The organism is Pseudomonas putida (assembly GCF_028682395.1).
In the GTDB taxonomy this organism is placed as follows: Bacteria; Pseudomonadota; Gammaproteobacteria; order Pseudomonadales; family Pseudomonadaceae; genus Aquipseudomonas; species Aquipseudomonas putida_AB.
In genome coordinates this window covers 83,533-96,755 of record NZ_JANHLC010000007.1, presented here as the reverse complement: position 1 = coordinate 96,755, position 13,223 = coordinate 83,533, and the positions used below count along the sequence as shown (strand labels likewise).

Sequence of the window (13,223 nt, the reverse complement as noted above, 5' to 3'; positions counted from 1 at the left end):
CATAACAACACCCAGCGAGAAAGCCTGCCATGAGTATTCTGTACGACGAGCGCGTTGATGGGGTATTGCCCAAGGTCGACACCTCAGCCCTGCTGGCCGAGCTGCGTGAGCAACTGCCGGATATGCAAGTGCTGCACACCCGCGAGGACCTCAAGCCCTATGAGTGCGACGGGCTCAGCGCCTACACCACCACGCCGATGCTGGTCGTGCTGCCCGAACGGATCGAGCAGGTCGAGCGCCTGCTCAAACTCTGTTATCAACGCGGTGTCCCCGTAGTGGCGCGCGGCGCCGGAACCGGTCTGTCGGGCGGGGCGCTGCCGCTGGTCCAGGGCATCCTGCTGGTGATGGCGCGCTTCAAGCATATCCTCGAAATCAACCCCGAAGGGCGCTTTGCCCGGGTCCAGCCAGGTGTGCGCAACCTGGCCATTTCCCAGGCTGCCGCGCCTTACGACCTGTACTACGCCCCCGACCCCTCTTCCCAGATCGCCTGTTCGATTGGCGGCAATGTCGCGGAAAATGCCGGCGGCGTGCACTGCCTCAAATACGGCCTGACCGTGCACAACCTGCTCAAGGTCGACATCCTCACCGTCGAAGGCGAGCGCATGACCCTGGGCAGCGATGCCCTGGACTCGCCGGGCTTTGACCTGCTCGCCCTATTTACCGGCTCCGAAGGCATGCTGGGGATCATCACCGAAGTCACGGTCAAGCTGCTGCCCAAGCCGCAGGTGGCCAAAGTCCTGCTGGCCAGTTTTGACTCTGTGGAGAAAGCCGGGCGCGCGGTCGGTGAAATCATTGCCGCCGGCATCATTCCCGGCGGCCTGGAAATGATGGACAACCTGGCCATTCGTGCCGCCGAGGACTTTATCCACGCCGGCTACCCGGTGGACGCCGAAGCCATCCTGCTGTGCGAGCTGGACGGCGTGGAAGCGGACGTACACGACGAGTGCGAGCGCGTCAGCGCAGTCCTGGCCATGGCCGGCGCCACTGAAGTGCGCATGGCCCGCGACGAAGCCGAGCGCGTCAAGTTCTGGGCCGGGCGCAAGAACGCCTTCCCTGCCGTCGGGCGCATCTCGCCGGACTACTACTGCATGGATGGCACCATCCCGCGCCGCGAGTTGCCCGGTGTACTACGGGGCATCAGCGAGCTGTCCGAGGCATTCGGCCTGCGTGTGGCCAACGTGTTTCATGCAGGCGACGGCAATATGCACCCGCTGATCCTGTTCGACGCCAACCAGCCCGGCGAGCTGGAGCGGGCCGAATCCCTGGGCGGCAAGATCCTCGAACTCTGCGTCAAGGTCGGCGGCAGCATCACCGGCGAACACGGCGTGGGCCGCGAAAAGATCAACCAGATGTGCGCGCAGTTCAACAGCGACGAGTTGACCCTGTTCCACGCCGTCAAGGCCGCCTTCGACCCGAGAGGCCTGCTCAACCCCGGCAAGAACATCCCCACGCTGCACCGCTGCGCCGAATTCGGCGCCATGCACGTGCACCACGGCCAGCTGCCGTTTCCCGAACTGGAGCGTTTCTAATGGTTATGCAGCATGACTGCGACGCCAGTGCGGCGCTGCTGGAACAAGTCAATCACGCCCTCAATACCTCGACCGCCCTGCGTATTCAGGGCGGCAACAGTAAGGCATTTCTCGGGCGCAAGGTCGTCGGCGAAGTGCTCGATACCCGCTCCCATCGGGGCATCGTCAGCTACGACCCGACCGAACTGGTGATCACCGCGCGTGCTGGTACACCGCTGGCTGAACTGCAAGCGGCGCTGGATGCCGCCGGGCAAATGCTGACCTGCGAACCGGCGCAAGCCAATGGCGCGGCGACCCTTGGCGGCATGGTCGCGGCCGGGTTGTCCGGCCCTCGGCGGCCCTGGTCCGGCGCAGTACGCGACCTGGTCCTGGGCACCCGCCTGATTACCGGAACGGGCAAGCACCTGCGCTTTGGTGGCGAGGTGATGAAGAATGTCGCCGGCTACGATCTGTCACGCCTGCTGGCCGGCAGCCTGGGTTGCCTGGGGGTGATCACCGAAGTCTCGCTCAAGGTACTGCCCAAGCCGCGCCAGTGCCTCAGCCTGCGCCTGGAAATGGACACCGCCCTGGCCCTGCGCAAACTGGCCGAATGGGGCCAGCAACCGATTCCACTCAGTGCCGCCAGCCACGATGGCCAGGCCCTGCACCTACGTTTGGAAGGCGGCGAAGGCTCGGTGGCCGCCGCCCGCGAGCGCCTCGGTGGTGAGCAACTGGACAGCGACTACTGGACGGAGCTGCGTGAACAGCGCCTGGACTTTTTCGCCGACCCACGTCCGCTGTGGCGTTTGTCGGTCCCCAGCCACACCGGTGTACTCGCCCTGCCCGGCGAGCAATTGATCGACTGGGGCGGCGCACAGCGCTGGCTGAAATCCGAGGCCGAGGCCGAGCTGATCCGCCTGGCCGCCAGCGAAGTCGGCGGGCATGCCACCTGTTTTACCGCCGGCCATTGCGATAGCCCCTTCCAGCCCCTGCCGGCACCGTTGCTGCGCTACCACCGCCAACTGAAAAACCAGCTCGACCCCCAGGGCATCTTCAACCCTGGCCGCCTGTTTAGTGAGGTGTAACCGTGCAGACCCATCTGAGTGAACAGGCCCGGCAACTGCCTCGCGCCGAAGAAGCCGAGCGGATCCTGCGCAGTTGCGTGCATTGCGGTTTCTGCAACGCCACCTGCCCGACCTACCAACTGCTCGGCGACGAGCTGGACGGCCCGCGCGGGCGCATCTACCTGATCAAGCAAGTGCTCGAAGGCCAGGAGGTCAGCGCCAAGACCCAACTGCACCTGGACCGCTGCCTGAGCTGCCGCAACTGTGAAACCACCTGCCCGTCGGGGGTGCAGTACCACAACCTGCTGGATATCGGCCGCGCCGTGGTCGACGCCGCCGTGCCCCGCCCGCTCGCGCAACGGGTGCTGCGCCAAAGCCTGCGCGCGGTGGTCCCCCATGCCGCGCTGTTCAAAGGGCTCACCCAGGCCGGCCAGGTGTTCCGGCCCCTGTTGCCGGCCAGCCTCAACAGCAAATTGCCGCGCAGCGCCGCGACGGCCAAGCCACGCCCCGCGCCACGGCATGCCCGGCGGGTGCTGATGCTTGAAGGCTGCGTGCAGCCAGGCCTGGCCCCCAACACCAACGCTGCCACCGCACGGGTGCTTGACCGCCTGGGCATCAGCGTCACGCCGATCCAGGAAGCCGGCTGCTGCGGCGCAGTGGACTACCACCTCGACGCCCAGGCGCAAGGCTTGCAACGCGCCCGACAGAATATCGATGCCTGGTGGCCGGCCATCGAGCAAGGTGCCGAAGCCATTGTGCAGACCGCCAGCGGCTGCGGCGCCTTTGTCAAGGAGTACGGCCATCTCCTGGCCCATGACCCGGCCTATGCCGACAAGGCCCGGCGCGTCAGCAGCCTGGCCAAGGACCTGGTGGAGGTGTTCAGCGCCGAGCCCCTGGAGCAACTCGGTGTACACGCCGACATGCGCCTGGCCTTCCATTGCCCTTGTACCCTGCAACACGCCCAGAAGCTCGGTGGCGCGGTGGAAAGCGTCCTGACCCGCCTCGGCTTCGGCCTCACGGCTGTGCCCGACAGCCACCTGTGCTGCGGCTCGGCCGGCACCTATTCACTGACCCAGCCCGAACTGTCCAAACAGTTGCGCGACAACAAACTCAATGCCCTGGAAAGCGGCAAGCCCCAGGTCATCGTCACCGCCAATATCGGCTGCCAGACCCATCTCGACGGCGCCGGCCGCACCCCTGTGCGGCACTGGATCGAACTCGTCGAAGAAGCCCTGAACTAACGGAGATCACCATGCTTAGCAAAGCCGTCTTGAGCCAGACCGAAGTCAGCAAAATCCTCGCCGCTGCCCGTGGTGAAGCCGAGAAAAACCAGTGGGCCGTGACCATCAGCGTGGTCGACGACGGCGGTCATCCACTGGCCCTGGAACGCCTGGACGGCTGCGCGCCGGCCGGCGCCTACATTGCCGGCGAGAAAGCCCGTAGCGCCGCCATCGGCCGCCGCGAAACCAAGGGCTATGAAGACATGGTCAATGGCGGGCGCACGGCATTCCTGTCCGCGCCGCTGCTGACCTCCCTCGAAGGCGGCGTGCCGGTGATCGTCGCCGGCCAAGTGATTGGCGCGGTGGGCGTCTCCGGGGTCAAGGCCGACCAGGACGCCCAGGTGGCCAGGGCCGGTGTCGCGGCACTGGGCTGAGTTGTTTATTGAAGCGGGTCCCGAGTGATCCGCCCGGCGCCTGACGCCGTACACGTACTGTTTTTGGGAGAGTGAAAAATGACTGATCGCGTGAACTGCCAGGGCCTGCAAGTGGCCGCCAAGCTGCAACGTTTCGTCGACGAAGAAGTGCTGCCGGGCAGCGGCATCGAGCGCGAGGCGTTCTGGACCGGCTTTGCCGCCCTGGTTCATGAACTGGCGCCGCAGAACCGTAAGCTGCTGGCCGAGCGCGATGCACTGCAGGTCAAGCTGGACACCTGGCACCGCGAGCACCCGGGCCCGATTACCGATATGCCGGCCTACCGCGGCTTCCTCGAATCCATCGGCTATCTGCTGTCCCAGCCAAACCAGGTGCAGGCCAGCACCGCCCAGGTCGACAGCGAAATCACCCACCAGGCCGGCCCGCAACTGGTGGTACCGGTGATGAATGCGCGCTACGCGCTGAACGCCGCCAACGCCCGCTGGGGCTCGCTGTACGACGCGCTCTACGGCACCGATGCAATCAGCGAGGCCGATGGCGCGCAAAAGGGTCAGGGCTACAACCCGGTACGGGGCAACAAGGTGATCGCCTTTGCCCGCGCCTTTCTCGACCAGGCGGCACCGCTCGCCACGGGCTCCCATGTCGATTCGCTCAACTACCAGATCAAAGACCGCCAACTCCAGGTCAGCCTGGCCAACGGCACATTGACCGGCTTGGCCCAGCCCGAAAAACTGGTCGGTTATCAGGGTGATACCAGCGCGCCAACGGCCGTGCTGCTCAAGAACAACGGCCTGCATGTGGAAATCCAGATCGATGCCGCCAGCCAGATCGGCGCTACCGATGCGGCCGGGGTCAAGGACCTGTTGATCGAGTCCGCATTGTCGACCATTCTCGACTGCGAAGACTCCGTGGCCGCAGTCGATGCCGATGATAAGGTGCTGATCTACCGCAACTGGCTGGGCCTGATGAAGGGCGACCTCAGCGAGGCGCTGGAGAAAGGCGGCAAGCAGATCGTACGCCGCCTCAACCCGGACCGCGAATACACCGCAGCGGACGGCGGCACGCTGAAGCTGCACGGCCGCTCGCTGCTGTTTGTGCGCAATGTCGGCCATTTGATGAGCAACCCGGCGATTCTCGACGGCGACGGCCGCGAGATCCCCGAAGGCATACTCGACGGCGTAATGACCAGCCTGATCGCCCTCCATGACCTGCAGCGCCAGGGCAACTCGCGCACCGCCAGCGTCTACATCGTCAAGCCGAAGATGCACGGCCCGGCCGAAGTGGCCTTTGCCGACCTGCTGTTCGCCCGTATCGAGGACCTGCTGAAGCTGGCGCGCAACACCCTGAAAATGGGCATCATGGACGAAGAGCGGCGCACCAGTATCAACCTCAAGGCCTGCATCGCCAGCGCGGCGGCACGGGTGGCCTTTATCAACACCGGTTTCCTCGACCGCACCGGCGATGAAATGCACACCGCTATGGAAGCCGGCCCCATGCTACGCAAGGGCGATATGAAAAGCAGTGCCTGGATCCAGGCCTACGAGCGCAACAACGTATTGGTCGGCCTGAGCTGCGGCCTGCGTGGCCGGGCGCAGATTGGCAAGGGCATGTGGGCCATGCCGGACCTAATGGCCGCCATGCTCGAACAAAAAATCGCCCACCCCAAGGCCGGCGCCAATACCGCCTGGGTGCCCTCGCCGACTGCCGCCACCCTGCACGCCCTGCACTACCACCAGGTCGATGTCCAGGCCGTGCAGCGCGAGCTGGAAGCCATCGACCTAAACAGCCAGCGCGAGGCCCTGCTCAATGGCCTGCTCAGTGTGCCGGTCGCCGCCGAACCCGACTGGAGCGCCAGCCAGATCCAGGAAGAGCTGGACAACAACTGCCAGGGCATCCTCGGTTATGTGGTGCGCTGGGTCGAGCAAGGCGTCGGCTGCTCCAAGGTGCCGGACATCCACAATATCGGCCTGATGGAAGACCGCGCGACCCTGCGCATCTCCAGCCAACACATCGCCAACTGGCTGCATCACCAAGTCATCAGCGCAGCTCAAGTAAAAGAGAGCCTGGAACGCATGGCCAAGGTGGTCGACCAGCAGAACGCCGGCGATGCGCTGTACCAGCCGATGGCCCGCGACTACAGCGCCTCGATGGCCTTCCAGGCTGCCTGCGACCTGGTGTTCAAGGGCCGCGAGCAACCGAGCGGCTACACCGAACCGTTGCTGCATGCCTGGCGCTTGCGCTTCAAGCAGCAGGCCTGAGGAGGCATGCGCGACCGCCAAGGTCGCTCGCCGCCGAGGCTTGCGAACCGGCGCAGCCCAGGCTTTCCCATCCACTCAATGCCCCGCAGTGATTCGGGGTAAAGACCAATAAAGCCCCGACCGCCCATGGCTGCCGGGGCTCTCGAGCATGAGTGGCCACGTCAGGTAATCCCTGGCGAAGCGGCTCAAGCCGCGCGCAAGCGCGCGAAGCGTGGCACCGGGTATCCCCGGGAAAACTGTGGTTCACAAAAAAAACAAGGAACCAAACCATGAGTCAAACACTGCTGTCCATTCTGGCATTCGTGCCCCTGGTACTGGCGGGCGTGCTACTGATCGGCTTTCGCTGGCCAGCCAAGTACGCCATGCCGGTGGTCTTCCTGCTCACGGCACTGATCGGCCTCGGTGCCTGGGACATGTCGTTCAATCGGGTCCTGGCGTCCTCACTCCAGGGCCTTATCCTCACGGCGGCGATCCTGTGGATTGTCTTCGGCGCCATCCTGCTCCTCAACACGCTCAAGCACTCCGGCGGCATCAGCTCGATTCGCCGAGGTTTCGCCAATATCAGCCCTGACCGACGGGTCCAGGCGCTGATCGTGGCCTGGCTGTTCGGCTGTTTTATCGAGGGCGCCTCCGGTTTCGGCACACCGGCGGCGGTGGTCGCACCATTGATGGTTGCCCTGGGCTTTCCCGCCATGGCGGCGGTGGTGCTTGGCATGCTGGTGCAGTCCACGCCGGTGTCGTTTGGCGCGGTCGGTGCGCCCATGGTCGTCGGGGTCGCCGGGGGGCTTGACCAGGCGGGCATCGGCGCGCAACTGGCAGCGGTCGGCAGCAGTTGGGACGTGTTCTTCCACCTGATTTTCTCGCGGGTGGCGATCATCCACGCCCTGTGCGGGATCCTGATGCCGCTGATCATGGTCTGCATCATGACCCGCTTCTTCGGCAAGAACCAATCCTGGCGCGAAGGCCTGGAAATGACCCCGTTTGCGATTTTCACCGGGCTCGCCTTCGTGATTCCCTACGCTGCGGCCGGGGTGTTCCTCGGTCCGGAATTTCCCTCGATGATCGGTGCCCTGGTTGGCCTGAGCATCGTGATTCCAGCGGCCAAGGCTGGCTTCCTGCTGCCCAAGGCCACCTGGGACTTTGCCCCCGCCAGTGAGTGGCCAGCCGAGTGGATGGGTAAGATCGAGATGAAACTCGATGATATGGCCGGTAAAAAAGCCATTCCCGTCGCACTGGCGTGGGCCCCTTATGTGCTGTTGGCGGTGCTGCTGGTGCTGTCGCGCAATATCGCGGCGCTCAAGGCCTGGATGCTGTCCCTGAGCTTTGGCGCCAAGGATATTCTCGGCGAGACCGGCGTCTCCGCCAGCCTGGAGATGCTCTACCTGCCCGGCGGCCTGCTCTGCGTGGTATCGCTGGCGACCTTCTTCCTGCACCGCATGCGCGTCAGCGAACTGATGGCGGCCGTCAGCGAATCGAGCAAGACCCTGCTCGGTGCCGGCTTTGTACTGATTTTCACCATCCCCATGGTGCGGATCCTGATCAACTCGGGGGTCAACGCTTCGGACCTGGTGTCGATGCCCGTGGCGATGGCGCGGCTGGTCGCCGACAGTGTCGGTGACGTGTATCCCATCTTCGCCCCGGCCGTGGGCGCCTTGGGCGCTTTTATTGCCGGTTCCAACACCGTGTCCAACCTGATGCTGTCGCAGTTCCAATTCAATACCGCGGAAATTCTCGGCCTCTCCGGCGCGCTGATGGTGGCGTTGCAATCAGTGGGCGCGGCGGCCGGCAATATGATCGCGATTCACAACGTAGTGGCAGCCTCCGCCACGGTAGGCCTGCTGGGGCGCGAAGGGATCACCCTGCGCAAAACCATCGTCCCGACCCTGTACTACATCCTCCTGGCAGGGACCCTGGGCATGATCGGCTTCTACCTGCTGGGGATCAGCGATCCACTGCAAATGGCCCCCTGATTCCCGATGACTGCCGCCCCCCCCGCGGGCAGTCCTGCTCAGGTCCCACTCGCCCCCTCGGCAGCGGGGGCATCCTCACCAAGCCTACAAACACGCCGGCGAAAGCCGGCGTTTTTTTATCTCCACGCAACTCGTCATCGCATACGCGGCAAGCCGCTGGAGCATTCTGCAAACTGATATCATTGCGCGTCTGACCCGCCGAGTAGAACGCATGAATCGTCAAAAGAAACTGCAGCAGCTATTCAAAGCCAAGGCCAAGAAGGCCAATGCCAAACTGGCGCCGAAAAACAAGAACACCTACATCAGTAAAGCGGATCGTTTGAAACTGGCGGCCGAGGCCGCTGACAGCCCGATCATTACTGCCGAGAGCTGATGAAGAGAGCGGCTGCTTGAAGCACGGGATGGCCTGAGCAAAGGCGAACATGCCCTGCTCGTTCGCAGTAGCAAGGCCCATGGCCGCCGAGCGTTGTTTTCCCGGGGCATTTAGCGGCAAACGCCCCATCGCCAAGATGATGTCAATAAGCCATAATCTCGCCCGTCAGTGACCGGGCCCCAGTGCCAGGGCACTGATTGCCCAACTCACAAGAAAAGGACTTCCGATGCCAAGCCGCATCAAGCTGTTTGCAACCGCCCTGGCCATTGCCGTACTGAGCGGTTGCGCCTCTGTCCCCATGGACAGCCCCGAAATCGATGCCACGCTGAAAACCTTCCCAGCACCGCCTCCCCATCAGGCCGGGCTGTACATCTACCGCGACAGCCTCGGCGGCCAGAGCCTGAAGAAGACCGTTAAGGTTGACGGATCCGTGATCGGTGAAACGGCCAACCGGGTGTACTTCTACCGCGTGATCGCTCCAGGCCCACATGTTATCGCGACCGAATCCGAATTCAGCGACAACACCCTTGACCTGATCGCCGTGGCCGGGCAGAACCATTACGTACGCCAGTCGATCAAAATGGGCGTATTTGTCGGCGGAGCGAACCTGAAAATAGTGCCCGCCAGCATCGCTCAGAATCATCTGCAGAAATGCGAATTGGCCAAGTAAGCGGGATGTATAACAAAGGGCGAACGGGGATCCGATCGCCCTTTGTTGTTTTTATGGAGGGGGGGATGGTGGGGACTGGCAAGTCCAAGAGCTGGCATAACGATTGTCGCAGCATTAACGCGAAGAACGTTGACTACTCGACCTTACTATCTGGCAGTGGTGCCGTATGAATCTCGTCATACATTGCGACTGCCACTGAAGCCGCATAAACGATGTATTTCACATCACTCGCGCCACTCTTGACTTCATAAATCTCACAAAGAAGACTTCTTTTGTTCTTCGGCAATTCGACAGGCGACCACGACGAAGGGCTCTTAAAGTTGTATTCAGGACCTTTGTACGTTAAAGACTTTATACCGACAACCATACGCTTGTATTGTTGCCGATCAGATCTTTTGGAGTTTTCATAGCTACCTCTGAATGAGCCCAGAGAACCCGAAACAACATCTACGCACGCTTCATCCAGTGCAGACTCATAATCAGCCGCCGCATAGGTTCCAACACTCCCATGATTAGAGTAGAATTTTTCACGTGGCGACAATTTTTCTTCTGGATATTTAGGGGTGTACTTATCACCCTCGAAGTAATATTCGATATACCCTCGCGAAATGTCTACCCTGTCATATCTATCCCTCTTCTCTATCACCTCATCGAAAGAATACCAGCGCCGCTCAATTAATTTATGCTCTACGTCTAAGGCACTGGCAAAGACATTTAAAGAAAGCGTAGAACCAAACAAGATAGACACCATCAAAAAAACTTTCATCGACTCACCCTATGACATGGCTTTTTAATTTTACGTTGATTCAATCAGCACGCGATAGAACTAAAAATCCAGCTCATCGCCACGCCAGCTTTATCCATGAGTGGAACTGTCCACAATACTGTAAATAGCGCATCGATATTGACTGACGAATGCAAAATAGCGGCGCCCGTAATCCATGACATGGCGACCACGGAGCTCTTGCCGCAGCTTGAAACACCGAAAGCAGCAGGCGACTTGATCGTTTTCGTCAAGTCGCCACTTCAAAATAGTCGAGGGTTGAAGTTGGCCAAAAATACATGCCAACTTCGAATCCTCACGAGAACAGATCACAGATTAACGAATGGTGGTATCTCTACCAAAATAGCCCTCAGCATCATATTTCTCAATCACTTGCTCCAAGCTCTCATCGTTATTATCCATGACCAACTTGTGCGAAATGGCGCTGAGTGCAATCAAGATATCTTTACATTCCATACGCGCCTGCATCACTGAATTTGATGAACTTGCGAGAACCTGAGAAAGCAACTCGTGATTCTTTTTAATCAAGGACAAAATAAAATTGGTTATTACATCAGAATACAGCTTCATATCCTCAATTTTATTCGGAACGACAACCTTCTCTAGAAAGCGCTCTTCTTCACCAGTAGGAGTAAAGGCTTGAACCCAATAAAAATAGGACTTATCAAAAATGATAGAGTTGATTGCCTTTATTATTTTTTCATTGGCCGTTATTTTATTAAACAGAGCACCTATGAGTTCATCGGGCAGATCAATCAATTCATCGCCGTACTCATCATTGAGCAAGACAATCACTTCGTTAAGCTCTTTTAGCAGCGATAAATTATCAGATCCCATTTTATTGTATGCTTCGCCAACCTCATCAATATTGCGCTTGAACACACCAATATATTTATCACCGTCTTTAATAGCATCAAGCAGAGGGAGCAAGCTATAACGCCTAACCTGAATAAGCTCATAAAACTGGCCTAACTCCTCGCGAATATCTCGCAAGCGATCCGCCGACACCACTAAAAAACCACTGTCATTTTTTATCGTTTGATTTAGGCGAGTAAAATCCAACATACCATTAGTTCTACGCACTCGCAGATCAATATTTTTCTCAAAGGCTTGGGTCTTGCTAATCAGTATTGAGTACTTATCTTCTATTTCAAAAAGGACATCCTGGACTTTTTTGAGGCCTGTTGATCTTGCGTGCTGATTGATTCCGCGAATTTTTTCAGCTTCGGCTTGTTTCTTCTGGCCGATAATCCAAGTGACTGCCGCACCTACAATTGTCAAGCTTGTTGCCATATCAAAGCCAAGTTGGATACTGCTGAACCATGTGCTCATTTCATTTCCTTAAATACCATTTTTTAGGCGCATACACCGGAACAGCTAATTTCAAATCAAACTTCACGCCGCCTAGGCGGCGCTGTCAGGTTTTTTGATGGTGCTTAGGCTCTACGTGGCCAGGCCGACGGCAACGCTCTACGTCATGTACCACGTAGATCAACCGCAATCAATTGTTAGTGCCCCCTTGAGTCGGTGTACTACTCGCCTGAAACACTGCAAGAGTGAATCAACAAATGCCCGCCCGATGTCATCAGCGCGTAACAATCTGGCAGCCACTCACTTAGAGATTGTGCCTGCCCGAGCGACATCATTATGCTATCACCCTTGGCTTTTTCACTCAGTTGGTGCCTTTCGTGATGCTCCCTATCGTTCGAGTCCCCCTGCTTGCTCGTATCGTGCTGCTCGTGCTGGTGTGTGGTGTTACCACACCCGCATTCGCCATGCAGATATTCGTCAAGACCCTCACTGGCAAGACTATTGCGCTGGAGGTGGAAGCGAATGACACGATCGAAAATGTCAAAGCCAAGATTCAGGATAAGGAAGGCATTCCTCCCGACCAGCAGGCCCTGAAGTTTGCCGGTAGAGCGCTGGAGGAAGGTCGTACGCTTGCGGATTACAACATTCAAAAAGAGTCAACGCTGCACCTTGAGAGGGTGCAGATCGTGTTGCAACCAAGTGGGTTGGAGGGGCTGGTTCGACAGGCCAGTGACGTATCCAAGCTTGCGGTCGGCTCCGCTGTTTTAGTACTGAGTGGGAACCACGGGCACCCGTTGGATTTTCGCGTTGCCGCCGGTAAGCAGAATTGCGCCTGGCTGGCCGGAGATTGGGGTGGCGATGACCTGGGCGGTGCGGGCAGCTCGGTTGGGGTTGCCGAGGTCGGAGGGTGCCAGCGTCTTACGGAAAACGGCGCACAATTGGGGCTTGCTGTGGGTAAGAGCCGTGTACGCGATAGCTTTGGAGGGGTGAATACCATCAAAGAGCAAGGAACCTACCTGTTACTGGAGTTCATCGCGCCGGTGACTGCGGTGTCGCCCAATCTTTGGTCGACCCTGACCGCCTATTACAACCATGGCGAGGCTGACATGCGTCGTGGTTATTCGACGCCGTCAGGAAACGAGAGCTCCAGCGCGACGCCGGGGGTCGATACCGTGGCGCTGCGCACCCGATTGGACTGGGAAGCGCTATGGCGGCCCATGGGGATGGAACTCTCACCCTATGTAGACTTGAACTATGTGCAAACCCGCGTTTCCTCCTATGACGAGACGGGTGGCAGCCAGGCCATGTCGCTGGGTGAACGCAATCACAGTATTTCTGAACTTCGGTTCGGCATGAATGGCAAATACCTGTTAGCGGATCACCTTGAGTTGCTCGCAGGCATTGAAGGGGTTCGCCGGGTTCATGATGATGCTGACCCGATAGATGCCTATTGGGGGTCGCAGCATATGCGTCTGGACGCAGAGCAAAGCGACCGCACGTGGATGCGCGGCCAGCTCGGGATCGCATGGTTGATGCTGGATAGCCGCTTGATGCTCTTGCTCAATGGCACCCACGAGGGACAGCAGCCCGCACGCTGGGTGGCAATGAGCTGGACTGGTTCGTTCTGACAATG

Annotated in this window: 11 protein-coding genes; 9 read left to right on the top strand and 2 right to left on the bottom strand. The window is 59.6% G+C overall.

Annotated elements, in window-relative coordinates:
* The first annotated feature begins 29 nt into the window (after positions 1–29).
* From glcD to NPS46_RS17275, 8 genes are all read left to right on the top strand, one after another.
* Complete coding sequence (glcD, locus tag NPS46_RS17310) at positions 30–1,529, top strand: glycolate oxidase subunit GlcD (protein ID WP_274109211.1); 1,500 nt, start codon at positions 30–32, stop codon at positions 1,527–1,529.
* 5 nt (positions 1,530–1,534) lie between these two features.
* A complete protein-coding gene (gene glcE / locus NPS46_RS17305) occupies positions 1,535–2,593 on the top strand; it encodes a glycolate oxidase subunit GlcE (RefSeq protein ID WP_274109563.1) in 1,059 nt (352 codons plus the stop codon).
* Positions 2,594–2,595: 2 nt separating this feature from the next.
* Positions 2,596–3,813 (top strand): glycolate oxidase subunit GlcF, encoded by a 1,218-nt coding sequence (glcF, locus tag NPS46_RS17300; RefSeq protein ID WP_274109209.1) that lies wholly within the window; start codon positions 2,596–2,598, stop codon positions 3,811–3,813.
* An 11-nt stretch (positions 3,814–3,824) separates the two neighbouring features.
* Entirely contained in the window at positions 3,825–4,226 is a 402-nt protein-coding gene (locus NPS46_RS17295) for a heme-binding protein (protein ID WP_274109207.1), read from the top strand.
* Between the two features lie 78 nt (positions 4,227–4,304).
* On the top strand, positions 4,305–6,482 hold the full coding sequence (locus NPS46_RS17290; RefSeq protein WP_274109205.1) for a malate synthase G: 2,178 nt from the start codon (positions 4,305–4,307) through the stop codon (positions 6,480–6,482).
* Positions 6,483–6,751: 269 nt separating this feature from the next.
* Positions 6,752–8,452 carry an L-lactate permease gene (locus tag NPS46_RS17285; RefSeq protein WP_274109203.1) on the top strand — a complete coding sequence of 567 codons (1,701 nt, stop codon included), beginning with the start codon at positions 6,752–6,754 and terminating at the stop codon, positions 8,450–8,452.
* A gap of 211 nt (positions 8,453–8,663) precedes the next feature.
* Entirely contained in the window at positions 8,664–8,825 is a 162-nt protein-coding gene (locus NPS46_RS17280; protein WP_274109201.1) for a DUF2986 domain-containing protein, read from the top strand.
* Positions 8,826–9,051: 226 nt separating this feature from the next.
* Complete coding sequence (locus NPS46_RS17275) at positions 9,052–9,495, top strand: DUF2846 domain-containing protein (RefSeq protein WP_274109199.1); 444 nt, start codon at positions 9,052–9,054, stop codon at positions 9,493–9,495.
* A 133-nt stretch (positions 9,496–9,628) separates the two neighbouring features.
* Here the strand turns inward: NPS46_RS17275 and NPS46_RS17270 are convergent, their stop codons facing one another.
* Positions 9,629–10,261: a hypothetical protein gene (locus NPS46_RS17270; protein ID WP_274109197.1), complete on the bottom strand. Its 633-nt coding sequence runs from the start codon at positions 10,259–10,261 to the stop codon at positions 9,629–9,631.
* A 333-nt stretch (positions 10,262–10,594) separates the two neighbouring features.
* Positions 10,595–11,611, bottom strand: coding sequence for a hypothetical protein (locus NPS46_RS17265; RefSeq protein WP_274109195.1), 1,017 nt, complete (start codon positions 11,609–11,611; stop codon positions 10,595–10,597).
* A 359-nt stretch (positions 11,612–11,970) separates the two neighbouring features.
* On the opposite strand from NPS46_RS17265, the gene NPS46_RS17260 reads away from it, so the two are divergent.
* Positions 11,971–13,218: a ubiquitin-like protein gene (locus tag NPS46_RS17260; RefSeq protein WP_274109193.1), complete on the top strand. Its 1,248-nt coding sequence runs from the start codon at positions 11,971–11,973 to the stop codon at positions 13,216–13,218.
* Positions 13,219–13,223: the final 5 nt, after the last annotated feature.

Coding starts and splice junctions, on each gene's coding strand:
- glcD (WP_274109211.1), top strand. CDS start 30: ATGAGTATTCTGTACGACGAGCGCGTTGATGGGGTATTGCCCAAGGTC.
- glcE (WP_274109563.1), top strand. CDS start 1,535: ATGCAGCATGACTGCGACGCCAGTGCGGCGCTGCTGGAACAAGTCAAT.
- NPS46_RS17295 (WP_274109207.1), top strand. CDS start 3,825: ATGCTTAGCAAAGCCGTCTTGAGCCAGACCGAAGTCAGCAAAATCCTC.
- NPS46_RS17290 (WP_274109205.1), top strand. CDS start 4,305: ATGACTGATCGCGTGAACTGCCAGGGCCTGCAAGTGGCCGCCAAGCTG.
- NPS46_RS17285 (WP_274109203.1), top strand. CDS start 6,752: ATGAGTCAAACACTGCTGTCCATTCTGGCATTCGTGCCCCTGGTACTG.
- NPS46_RS17280 (WP_274109201.1), top strand. CDS start 8,664: ATGAATCGTCAAAAGAAACTGCAGCAGCTATTCAAAGCCAAGGCCAAG.
- NPS46_RS17275 (WP_274109199.1), top strand. CDS start 9,052: ATGCCAAGCCGCATCAAGCTGTTTGCAACCGCCCTGGCCATTGCCGTA.
- NPS46_RS17270 (WP_274109197.1), bottom strand. CDS start 10,261: ATGAAAGTTTTTTTGATGGTGTCTATCTTGTTTGGTTCTACGCTTTCT.
- NPS46_RS17265 (WP_274109195.1), bottom strand. CDS start 11,611: ATGAGCACATGGTTCAGCAGTATCCAACTTGGCTTTGATATGGCAACA.
- NPS46_RS17260 (WP_274109193.1), top strand. CDS start 11,971: ATGCTCCCTATCGTTCGAGTCCCCCTGCTTGCTCGTATCGTGCTGCTC.